This window comes from Bradyrhizobium manausense (genome assembly GCF_001440035.1).
Taxonomy (GTDB): Bacteria; Pseudomonadota; Alphaproteobacteria; order Rhizobiales; family Xanthobacteraceae; genus Bradyrhizobium; species Bradyrhizobium manausense.
The window spans coordinates 187,923-198,143 of the sequence record NZ_LJYG01000016.1 but is presented as its reverse complement, the minus strand read 5'-3'; the positions used below and the strand labels follow the sequence as shown (position 1 = coordinate 198,143).

General features: G+C 65.1%; 9 protein-coding genes and 3 pseudogenes. 1 reads left to right on the top strand and 11 read right to left on the bottom strand.

Annotated features, from left to right (window positions below):
• Positions 1–409, bottom strand: a pseudogene (locus AOQ71_RS47105) (bifunctional riboflavin kinase/FAD synthetase); the annotation flags it as partial.
• A 229-nt stretch (positions 410–638) separates the two neighbouring features.
• On the opposite strand from AOQ71_RS47105, the gene AOQ71_RS03435 reads away from it, so the two are divergent.
• Positions 639–1,034, top strand: a complete 396-nt coding sequence (locus tag AOQ71_RS03435) for a response regulator (RefSeq protein WP_027551917.1) — start codon at positions 639–641, stop codon at positions 1,032–1,034.
• A gap of 182 nt (positions 1,035–1,216) precedes the next feature.
• Here AOQ71_RS03435 and AOQ71_RS03430 read toward each other — a convergent pair whose 3' ends face one another.
• The 10 genes and pseudogenes from AOQ71_RS03430 to AOQ71_RS47100 all read right to left on the bottom strand — a co-directional run.
• On the bottom strand, positions 1,217–2,071 hold the full coding sequence (locus AOQ71_RS03430; RefSeq protein WP_057741667.1) for a TIGR01459 family HAD-type hydrolase: 855 nt from the start codon (positions 2,069–2,071) through the stop codon (positions 1,217–1,219).
• A 15-nt stretch (positions 2,072–2,086) separates the two neighbouring features.
• Positions 2,087–3,580 (bottom strand): EAL domain-containing protein, encoded by a 1,494-nt coding sequence (locus AOQ71_RS03425; protein ID WP_057741664.1) that lies wholly within the window; start codon positions 3,578–3,580, stop codon positions 2,087–2,089.
• A gap of 153 nt (positions 3,581–3,733) precedes the next feature.
• Positions 3,734–4,864 carry a YihY/virulence factor BrkB family protein gene (locus tag AOQ71_RS03420; protein ID WP_057741980.1) on the bottom strand — a complete coding sequence of 377 codons (1,131 nt, stop codon included), beginning with the start codon at positions 4,862–4,864 and terminating at the stop codon, positions 3,734–3,736.
• The gene (locus AOQ71_RS03415; RefSeq protein ID WP_057741661.1) at positions 4,864–5,451 is read right to left on the bottom strand and encodes a hypothetical protein; all 588 of its coding nucleotides are present in this window, start codon (positions 5,449–5,451) and stop codon (positions 4,864–4,866) included. The genes AOQ71_RS03420 and AOQ71_RS03415 overlap by 1 nt, the downstream gene beginning before the upstream one ends.
• 79 nt (positions 5,452–5,530) lie before the next feature.
• Positions 5,531–6,490, bottom strand: coding sequence for a 50S ribosomal protein L3 N(5)-glutamine methyltransferase (prmB, locus tag AOQ71_RS03410; RefSeq protein WP_057741657.1), 960 nt, complete (start codon positions 6,488–6,490; stop codon positions 5,531–5,533).
• On the bottom strand, positions 6,490–6,972 hold the full coding sequence (locus tag AOQ71_RS03405) for a molybdenum cofactor biosynthesis protein MoaE (protein ID WP_057741652.1): 483 nt from the start codon (positions 6,970–6,972) through the stop codon (positions 6,490–6,492). Before AOQ71_RS03405 ends, prmB begins: the two co-directional genes overlap by 1 nt.
• Positions 6,973–6,975: 3 nt before the next feature.
• Positions 6,976–7,227: a molybdopterin converting factor subunit 1 gene (gene moaD / locus AOQ71_RS03400; protein ID WP_057741647.1), complete on the bottom strand. Its 252-nt coding sequence runs from the start codon at positions 7,225–7,227 to the stop codon at positions 6,976–6,978.
• Positions 7,224–7,841, bottom strand: a complete 618-nt coding sequence (gene pgsA, locus AOQ71_RS03395) for a CDP-diacylglycerol--glycerol-3-phosphate 3-phosphatidyltransferase (protein ID WP_057741644.1) — start codon at positions 7,839–7,841, stop codon at positions 7,224–7,226. Before pgsA ends, moaD begins: the two co-directional genes overlap by 4 nt.
• Positions 7,842–7,934: 93 nt before the next feature.
• Positions 7,935–9,797, bottom strand: a pseudogene (gene uvrC / locus AOQ71_RS03390) (excinuclease ABC subunit UvrC); the annotation flags it as partial.
• 1 nt (position 9,798) lies between these two features.
• A pseudogene (locus AOQ71_RS47100) lies at positions 9,799–9,994 on the bottom strand (hypothetical protein); the annotation flags it as partial.
• Between the last annotated feature and the right edge of the window lie 227 nt (positions 9,995–10,221).

Here is a 10,221-nt window from a genome sequence, read left to right as displayed (position 1 = left end):
CCCGCCCCTTGCCGAAATGGAAGTCGTAACCGACCGCAATGCCGCTGACGCCAAGGCGCCCGATCAGCTCATGATGAATGAAATCTTGCGCACTGGTCCCGGCTCTCGCCTTGTCGAAGGTCATGACCACGGCGCCCGCGAGCCCGGTCCCGGCCAGCAACCGCAGCTTGGCGCGCTCGTCCGTCAGGCGGAATTGCGGGGTGTTGGGGCTGAAAAACCGGCGCGGATGCGGCTCGAAGGTCAGCGCCAGGGCAGGGCGGCCATGCGCCCGGCCCATTTCCAGGGCCGCCGCAATGACAGCCCGGTGGCCGAGATGGACCCCGTCGAAATTGCCCATGGCGACCACCGCGCCCCTCAGGATGGCGGAATCCGGCGTGGAATCGCGGATAACGGTAAATTGCGGGGCCATCAGGAGAATTCTCGAACCGGCGGGACCGGCCGCGACCGTGGCGTGACCCGGCCGATGAAGTCAAGCGGGGCGCGGCTGCCGCAAGGAACCTGATTTCGATCGCTCGTGGGCCGCCGCAGTTAACGCGCTGTTTAACGCCTTGATGCTACTGCTTGGGAGATGGAACTGAGGGGCCCCGCCTGTCGGGTCCGAATTTGAATATTCCTAGGTATGCGTTGGGGGAGTCGAGATGGCGGTTGATTTGTCGATGCCGGTTCTGGTGGTGGATGACTATAGCACCATGATCCGTATCATCCGGAATCTGCTGAAGCAGCTTGGCTTCGATAATATCGATGATGCCAGCGACGGCTCGGCGGCGCTGAACAAGATGCGCGGCAAGAAGTACGGGCTCGTGATCTCCGACTGGAACATGGAGCCGATGACGGGCTACGACCTGCTGCGCGAAGTGCGCGCAGATCCCAACCTCGCCACCACGCCCTTCATCATGATCACGGCGGAATCGAAGACCGAGAACGTGATCGCGGCCAAGAAGGCCGGCGTAAACAACTACATCGTCAAGCCGTTCAACGCGGCGACGCTGAAGACCAAGATCGAGGCGGTCTTCCCGGACATGGCGAGCGCGTAAGCGCGCGTCAAAGCCATCAACTGATTTTGGAAAAGCCCGGGCGATCGTCCCCGGGCTTTCTGCGTTCATTCCGTCATTCCGGGGCGGTGCGAAGCACCGAACTATGGTGCGCAATTGCGCACCTGAGAATCTCGAGGTTCCGGGTTCGCGCCTTGCGCGCCCCGCAATGTCGTTTCAGAAAATCACCACTTCAATTCGCGCATCAGCGCCTTCGGCGGGTGGCCGAACAATTCCAGCACCGACTTCGGATCGAGCTGGTCGAGGCCCTCGAACTCCTCGGCATGGATGCCGCGGGTGACGAACAGGCAATCGATACCGAATTCGCGCGCGCCGGTGAGGTCAGTCCGGACGGAATCGCCGATCGCCAGCACCTTTTTCCGGTCGATCGGGTGGCCCTGGCGTTCGCCGGCCAGCGCCATCGCGCGCTCATAGATCGGCCGGTGTGGCTTACCGTAGAAGATCACTTCGCCGCCGAGCTCGCGGTACAGCTCGGCAATGGCGCCGGCGCAATAGATCAGCCGGTCGCCACGCTCGACCACGATATCGGGGTTGGCGCAGACCAGCGTCAGCTTGCGTTCGCGCGCTTTCAGCATCATGCCGCGATAATCTTCCGCGGTCTCGGTCTCGTCGTCGTAGAGGCCGGTGCAGACGATGTAATCGGCCTCTTCCAGCGGCGCAGTCGTCGCATCGAGGCCGCGATAGATCGAATTGTCGCGCTCGGGGCCGAGCCAGAACATCTTGCGGCCGGGATGCTCGGCGACATAGAGCCGCGTCAAATCGCCGGAGGAAACGATGGCGTCGTAGGTTTCGTCGGCGACGCCGAGCTTGCGCAATTGCCGCTGCACGGAGTCGGCCGGGCGCGGTGCGTTGGTGATCAGGATCACCGTACCGCCATGGCTGCGATAAGTGTGCAGCGCCTCGCAGGCCGCGGGGAAGGCTTCCAGGCCGTTATGGACCACGCCCCAGATGTCGCTGAGCACGACATCCACTCCACCCACGAGCTCGCGCAGGCTTTGAGCAAAATGCAGCGTGGTCATGACGCGCGCGGCCGATCAGATGCGGCGCGCGAGCGCCGCGTTGCCGGTGATGCGCTGCGACGGTGCGGCAGGCGGCGCAGCTGACACTGCGCCTGAGCTCGTGCCTGGGCTTGAGGTACCGGGGCCATTGGATCCCTGAATGTCTTGCGCCTGGTTCGGCGAGGTCCCGCCGGTAGCAGATGCCCCTTCAGGCCGCAATGGCCGGGGCGGCGCGAACAAAAAGCCCTGGCCGAACCGCACGTCATAGTCGAGCAGGTCGACCACTGCGCGCTCGCCCTCGATCCGCTCCGCGATCAAATCGATCCCGAAGCGGCCGAGCAGGTCGGACAGGTCGGAGGGGTGAATGTCCGAAGTCGAGGCCTGCTTCGGGTCGAGCAGGAGTGACGCCGGAACCTTGATGAAGCGGACGCCGCGGTCGGCAAGCTCGCGCGGCTCGATCCTGAGGTCCGTGACATGGTCGATCGAGAAGCGGAAGCCGCGCTGCGCCAGCGCCGCCAGATTCTCCGTCTCGGCCGGACCAAGCGCGCGGAAGGTCGATTGCTTGAACTCCAGCACCAGCGACGACGCCAGCGCGCGATTGGCCTCGAGGAAATCCAGGCATTGCGCAAAGGTGGTGGAATTGCCGAGCGTCGAAGCCGCAACGTTGCAGAACACGCCGACATCCTTGTTGCGCACCATCAGCCGGCGCAGCACCTGGACACAGCGCAGCAACACCATGTTGTCGATCCGCCCGATCAACCCGGAGGCCTCGGCGAGGCTGATGAACTCCTCGGCGGCAATCAGCTGATCGCGCTCGTCGCGCAGCCGGGTCACGGCTTCGTAGAACCGGACCTTGCGCTGCGGCAGCGTCACCATCGGCTGCAGGAAGATGTCGATGCGGTTCTCGTCGATGGCGCCGCGCAACGTCGCCAGCATCTGGGTCTGGTTGCGGCCGTTGACGGCATGAACGGCGCTGGCGGTCTGGGGCGGGACCGCCGGCGGCGTCGGCCGCGGCGGTGCGGCAGGGAGCGGCTGAGGAGCGGCCGGCCGCTCATCAAAGGGCGCAATCAGGTCGATCGGTGCTTCCGCCGCCGGCCTTGCGACCGGAGCAGGGGCCGGCGCATGACCGGCCAGCAGGTCCTCATGGGTCGATACCGTGGCGGCAAGCTGCCGGACCAGCCCGCCGAGCTCGTTGATCTCGCCGACCACCGACTGGACCCGATCGGAATTGGTCGAGTTGGACGAGGCGATGCGGCCCTCCATCGCGGCGAGCCGCCGCCCGAACTCGGCCACCTGGCGGGCGAGGTCGGCGGTGCCGCGCGACAAGTCGGCGATCTGGCCGCCGACGTCGCTGCGGTCGCGCAGCCGCATCGACACCGCGTTGTAGAGGATCAGGAAGGTCAGCGCGGTCAGCGCCACGATCGCGGATTCGGTTCCGTTGATGCCGGCGACCGAGTAGAGCACGAGCCCGAGCGATGCCGCGACCAGGACCATGCAGATGGCGATGAAGATCGTCGAAATGCGAATCATGCCGCGCGTTACGCCTCAAGAGCTGACTGCCTCACCCGGGAAAACACGGGCTGCCATTCGCAGCCGTCGCGCCTCATGCTCCCCCAGGCGTGCATGACCTTAACATCATTGTTGATTCGAGGGGATAGCACTGCGCAGGCGTGCGGGAGTTGGTCAGGACTGCGCGGCGGCGCCGACTGTGTCGGCCGAGACCGCCTCGCGGCTGCCGAGCGGCTTGGGCGGCCCGGTCGTCGTATCCCGCAGGGTTTGTCGTTCGATCTCCGAGTTCAGCTCGGCACCGAACATGACGACGATTGCCGACATCCACATCCACATCATCAGGCCGATCGCAGCTCCAAGCGAACCGTATGTCGCGTTGTAATTGGCGAAGGCCGACAGATACCAGGACAGCAGCGCGGAGCCTGCGATCCAGAGCAGGGCGGCCGTGAGCGCGCCGATGCTCAGCCACTCCCAGCGCGGCGCGTCGCGGCTCGGCGCGAAGCGGTAGAGGATGGCGAGCGCCACCAGCAGGATGAGAAACAGCAGCGGCCATCGCGCCAGCGCCACGATCAGCTTGCTCTCCGGTGCAAGGCCGAGATGATCGAGCGCGAGCGGGAAGGCGACGACAGCGGCCACCATCAGCAGGAGCGCCACGATGCCGCCGACCGTGAAGGCCAGCGACACCAGATTAAGTTTGATGAAGCTGCGCTTCTCGCGTTCCTCATAGGCGACATTGAGGGCGTCGAAGATGGATTTGACCCCGGCATTGGCGCTCCATATTGCCAGCACGAGGCCGAACAGGAAGGTGGCGCCGAGCGCCGTATTGCCCTTGGAGACCACGCGCGCGACCTGGTCCGCGACGATCTGGAACGAGCCCTCCGGCAGCATCGTCGCCAGCGTCTGGAGATTGCCGCTGATGGTCGAGGGATCGGCGAACAGTCCGTAGGAGGAGACCAGCGCGGTCACCGCGGGAAAGATCGCGAGCAGTCCGAAGAACACCACGCCGCCGGCGGTCGCCAGCAGACGATCGTCGTCGATGCGCTGATAGGTGCGCCAGAAAATATCCTTCCAGCCAGCCCAGGGGATTTTGAACGGGCTGGTCGAGCGGCGGCCATGGCCGGGCTGCATGGCGGCGCTTGCCGGGTTCGTTTCCGGTGAATTCGCCTCGTTGCTGCGACGATCTTCTGATGGTCCCGGCCGGATGAACCCGGACTCCTGAAAATAGCGCTCTGCGGTCAGCACGAAAACGGCTGTGGCGGCCACCAGCAGCCAGCTGTCGAGCTGCTCGGTCTGCCGCGCCGGCATCATGCGTCCTGGCTGCGGGCGGGGCGCCGCCGGCGCGCCGCGGTGAAGCCGACCAAAGTGAGAGCCGCAAGCATCAAGCCTAGCTGCACCGGCCTGACGGTGCGAGCCGAAGATCCATTGCTCTCATGGCCGCGTTCGCCCGGTGCGAGCGGCGCCAGCGGAATCGTCGTCGCCACCTCCTTCACCGCCTGCTTGACCGTTCCGCGGGGGATCCGTGGCGTCGCAATCGCCACGCGCATCCGGCTGGCGAGCGGCACGATCGGCTTGGTCCGGCGGTTCATTTGCGCCATCGCCACCCCGGCGCAGATTGCTGCCAGTACCAGCAGCACCGCTGCGACGGCACCAAAGCCCCAGAATTGCCCGCAGCTGATGGCGACCCAGCGATACAGCGCGACCAGCCCGACGAAGAAGGCCGCGATCACGAATAGACCGGCCACCGCGAACAATGCCGCCGCAACCGCATAGGACGTCACCCGTCCGGTGGTCTGGCTGGCGCGATCACGCAGGTAGGACCGCGCGGCGCGCTTGAGATGGTTGAGTTTCAGCGCCATGCCGGCGCGTAGCAATTCGCCCGATGGCGCGAGCATGCGGACACCCTCCGAGAGCGAGAAGTTCGTCGGGGAGTGAACGTGGCGGAATTTGACTTGTTCCGTTGCGCGCGTTCGATCAGCCGAGATCGGCGGCCGCGATCCAGAACACCTCGCCCTCGGAATCCTCGGTGTCGAGCCAGAGCAGGGGCAGTTCCGGAAAGGCCTCGTCGACCAGCTCGCGGCCGCGGCCGATCTCGCAGATCAAGCCGCCATCGCCCGTCAAATGATCGGGCGCGTCGCGCAGGATGCGGCGGACCACATCAAGACCGTCGGCGCCGCCGTCGAAGGCGAGCTTCGGCTCGGCCCGGCATTCCGGCGGCAATGCCGCCATGCCTTCGGCATCGACGTAGGGTGGGTTGGTAATGATCAGGTCGTATTTGTTATCCCGGAGCGGCGCGAACAGATCGCCGCGGTGGAGCGTGATCCGCTCGTCGAGGCCATGCTCGCCGACATTGCGTGCGGCGACTTCAAGCGCGCCCTTGGAGATGTCGACTGCGTCGACCGTGGCATCAGGGAAATGATACGCAGCGAGGATCGCAAGGCATCCCGAGCCGGTGCAGAGATCGAGCACGCGCTCGACGGCGGCGGGATCGTCGATCAGCGAGCCCACCTCGCCGTCGCCGCCGAAATGCGAATCCAAGAGCTCGCCGATGAAGGAGCGCGGAACGATGACGCGCTCGTCGACATAGAAGGGCAGGCCGCGCATGTAGATCTTGTTGACGAGATAGGCGGCCGGTTTGCGCGTCGTGACGCGCCGATGGATGAGATCGAGCAGGGTCTTGCCTTCCGCCGCGGTGACGCGCGCGTGGGCAAAGCTCTCGAACTGGTCGGGATGAAGATGCAGGGCTTCGCAGACCAGGAAGGCGGCTTCGGCGACCGGATCGGTCGTGCCATGGGCAAAAGCGAGCTTGGCTTCGACAAAGCGGCTCACCGCATAGCGGACGAAGTCGAGCAGAGTGAGAAGCTCGCCGGGTCCCACTTTCGCAAGTTTCGGCGCGGCGCCGCCGCGCGCGGTCTTTTTCGCAACTCTCGCCATCAGGATTTGGTCCAGCGTGCAGCGGCCTCGTCGTCACGGGCATGGGCCTCGACCCAGCCGGTGCCGGTGGCGCTCTCTTCCTTCTTCCAGAACGGGGCGCTGGTCTTGAGATAATCCATCAGGAACTCGGCGGCTTCGAACGCCGCCCTTCGGTGTTGCGAGGCGGTCAGCACCAGCACGATGTTCTGGCCGGGCTCGAACCGCCCGACACGATGAATGACCGTGACGCCATTCAGCGGCCAGCGCGAGATGGCCTCGTCGACATGGCGCTTGATCTCTGCTTCCGCCATGCCGGGGTAATGTTCGAGCGTCAGCGCCGCGATCTTGGAGCTGTCCTCGTCGGCGCGGCAGATGCCGGAGAAGCTGACGACCGCGCCGATGTCGGTGCGGCTCTTGGTCAGGACCGCGATCTCGCGCGCAATGTCGAAATCGTCCTGCTGGATGCGGATGGCGACGGGGCAGGTGGTGGCAGCGGAGCTCATGGCCTAGCCGCCGGTCATTGGCGGAAAGAACGCGATCTCGCGGGCACCGGCGATGGCGGCGTCCGCCTTGACATGGGCGTGGTCGATCGCGGTGCGGATCACCTTCGGCTTCTCGAAGGCATAGGCGTAGGCTTCGCTTTGAGCGGACAGCCAGGCGATCAGCTCCTCGACGGTGCGTACGGTCGCGGGCGGGTCGATCGTCTCCTCGGCCTTGCCGACGCGCTCGCGCACCCAGGCGAAATACTTCAGCTTCATCCCTCATCCTCCTTGATGAGGTGGTGGATGCCGGCGCGGAAATAGTCGTAGCCGGTGTACATGGTCAGGATCGCCGATGCCCACAGCAGGCCGAGGCCGATCAGCGAGACCACGGGGACGACCTCGTCACCGGCGGGACCTGCGAGCAGGAAGCCGATGGCGACGAGCTGAACAGTCGTCTTCCACTTGGCGAGCTTGGTCACGGGCACGCTGACGCGGAGCGCCGCGAGATACTCACGCAGGCCCGAGACCAGGATCTCGCGGCACAGGATCACGATGGCGGCCCAGAGCGACCAGCCATGAATGATACCGTCGGCGGCCAGCATCAGGAGGCACGAGGCGACCAACAGCTTGTCGGCGATCGGGTCGAGCATCCGGCCGAATGCCGATTGCTGATTCCAGATGCGGGCATAATAGCCGTCGAGATAATCCGTGACCGCCGCGCCGATGAAGATCGCGACCGCGACCCAGCGCAGCCACAACGGATAGTCCATGATCGACTGCGCATAGATGCATCCGACCACGACCGGGATCGCGGCGATCCGGCCATAGGTCAGGATGTTCGGGAGGGACATCGCGCGGCTGGTCGTCCCTCGTGTCGTGGCGATGTTCATCCGTCCTACCAATACCGCTCAAGCCTGAAGGTCAACCGTCCGTCCCAGATGGGGTACAGGATGCGACGACCATATGACTACCGCCCCTTTAGTTCACCCCGGCTGGGGATGGAAATAGTCGAATATCCTGCGGGCGCTCTCGGCGCTCACCCCAGGAACCTTGCCGAGATCGGCGATCGAGGCCCGTTCGATCTCCTTCAGGGTTCCGAAATGATGCAGCAAGGCACGTTTGCGTGACGGGCCGATGCCCGGAATCTCCTGCAAACCGGCCTCGCGAATGTCCTTCTTGCGCAGCTTGCGGTGCGAGCCGATGACGAAGCGGTGGGCCTCGTCCCGCAGGCGTTGGATGAAATAGAGCACGGGATCGCGCGGCTCCAGCTTGATCGCCTCGCGCTCCGGCATGAACAGGGTCTCGCGGCCGGCATCCCGGTCCGGCCCTTTGGCGACCGACATCAGCGAGACCTGGGTCAGGCCGAGATTGGCAAAGATTTCCCTGACAGCATTGAGCTGGCCGCGGCCGCCGTCGATGATCACGAGGTCGGGCCATTGCGGGAAGTCGTCGTTCCCGGCTTTGGCCGCGCTTTCCTCAGGCGGATTGATCAGGCGCTTGAAGCGGCGCTCCAGTACCTCGCGCATCATGGCGAAGTCGTCGCCCGGCGTGATCCCTTCCGATTTGATGTTGAACTTGCGGTACTGGTTCTTCACGAAGCCATCGGGGCCCGCGACGATCATGGCGCCGACCGCATTGGTGCCCTGGATATGGCTGTTGTCGTAAACCTCGATGCGCTTGGGCGCATGCGGCAGGTTCAGGGTCGTGGCCATGGCGTCGAGCAGGCGGCTCTGGGTTGCCGTATCGGCGAGCTTGCGGCCGAGCGCCTCGCGCGCATTGGTCAACGCGTGGGTGACGAGCTCCTTCTTCTCGCCGCGCTTGGGCGCTGTCACCTCGACCTTGTGGCCGGCCTTGATCGACAGCGCATTGGCGAGAAGCTCCATCTCCTCGATCTCGTGCGAGAGCAGGATGGTCTTCGGCGGCGGCTTGTCGTCGTAGAACTGGGCGAGGAAGGAGCCGAGCACCTCCTCAGGCGTATAGCTCTTCTCGGCACGCGGAAAATAAGCGCGGTTACCCCAGTTCTGGCCGGTGCGGAAGAAGAACACTTCGACGCAGGAGAAGCCGCCTTCCTGGTGGATGGCGAACACGTCGGCTTCTTCCACCGTGCGCGGATTGATGCCCTGCTGCGACTGGATCGCCGACAGCGCGGCGAGGCGGTCGCGATAGAGCGCTGCGCTCTCGAACTCGAGCTCACCGGCGGCTTTCTCCATCTCGGCGGCAAGCTCCTGCTTCACCGCATGGCTCTTGCCGGAGAGGAAGTCGGTGGCTTCGCGCACCAGCGTCGCATAACCGCCAAAGTCGATCTCGCGGGTGCAGGGGCCGGCGCAGCGGCGGATCTGGTAGAGCAGGCAGGGCCTGGTGCGGCTCTCGAAAAAGGAGTCCGTGCAGGAGCGGATCAGGAACGCGCGCTGCAAGGCCGTGATGGTCCGGTTGACCGCGCCGGCGGAGGCGAACGGGCCGAAATACCGCCCGGGCCGGGTCTGCGCGCCGCGATGCTTGAGGATCTGCGGCGCCCAATGGTCGCCGGTGATCAGGATATAGGGAAACGACTTGTCGTCGCGCAGCTGCACGTTGAAGCGCGGCCGCAGCTGCTTGATCAAATTGGCTTCCAGCAGCAGCGCCTCGGTCTCGGTCGTGGTCGAGACGATCTCAACGGTCACCGTGGCCGCGATCATGCGCAGGATGCGCGCAGGCAGCGGCGCGCTCTGGCGCGCGTAGCTCGACAGGCGCTTTTTGACGTTCTTGGCCTTGCCGACATAGAGCACGTCGGCGTTCGCACTGAGCATGCGATAGACCCCGGGCGAGGTCGGCGCGAGCCGGACCGCGCGCTCGATCGCCTCGTGACCNCGTCGCCGATCGCGCCGCTCTCTTCCAAAATATCGGGCAGCCGCGCATCGTCCTCGTCGTCGCCGCCGCTGGTGGCGGGATCGAGGTCCGGCGGCGCCGTGTCCTGCGCCGGGTCTTGGGGTGGGGCGTCTGTCGCGGCCTGCCGCGTTTTGCGCGCGCGTGCCTCGCCCGGCTTGTCGGGGGAATCGTGAACCATTGTGCGAATTTAGGCGCTGGGGGGACCGATTTGAAGTTCCGGCCACGCCGCGCGCACAGGATGGCGCGCAGTTCCCGGTAACGCTTCCTTAAGTCTGTTAACAGCGCGGTAAGGGCTCTTAACAGCCCTTTAACTTAAAACTCTCGATAAATCCTACGCGAAATAGTGGTGGTTCCGTAACCATTGGCCTGGCCCGGCGGTGCGGGCATCGCGTCCGGTTACGGCGG

Excerpts from the sequence above, each read along its gene's own strand:
- AOQ71_RS03435 (WP_027551917.1), top strand. The coding sequence starts at position 639 with ATGGCGGTTGATTTGTCGATGCCGGTTCTGGTGGTGGATGACTATAGC.
- AOQ71_RS03430 (WP_057741667.1), bottom strand. The coding sequence starts at position 2,071 with ATGACCACGCTGCATTTTGCTCAAAGCCTGCGCGAGCTCGTGGGTGGA.
- AOQ71_RS03425 (WP_057741664.1), bottom strand. The coding sequence starts at position 3,580 with ATGATTCGCATTTCGACGATCTTCATCGCCATCTGCATGGTCCTGGTC.
- AOQ71_RS03420 (WP_057741980.1), bottom strand. The coding sequence starts at position 4,864 with ATGCCGGCGCGGCAGACCGAGCAGCTCGACAGCTGGCTGCTGGTGGCC.
- AOQ71_RS03415 (WP_057741661.1), bottom strand. The coding sequence starts at position 5,451 with ATGCTCGCGCCATCGGGCGAATTGCTACGCGCCGGCATGGCGCTGAAA.
- prmB (WP_057741657.1), bottom strand. The coding sequence starts at position 6,490 with ATGGCGAGAGTTGCGAAAAAGACCGCGCGCGGCGGCGCCGCGCCGAAA.
- AOQ71_RS03405 (WP_057741652.1), bottom strand. The coding sequence starts at position 6,972 with ATGAGCTCCGCTGCCACCACCTGCCCCGTCGCCATCCGCATCCAGCAG.
- moaD (WP_057741647.1), bottom strand. The coding sequence starts at position 7,227 with ATGAAGCTGAAGTATTTCGCCTGGGTGCGCGAGCGCGTCGGCAAGGCC.
- pgsA (WP_057741644.1), bottom strand. The coding sequence starts at position 7,841 with ATGAACATCGCCACGACACGAGGGACGACCAGCCGCGCGATGTCCCTC.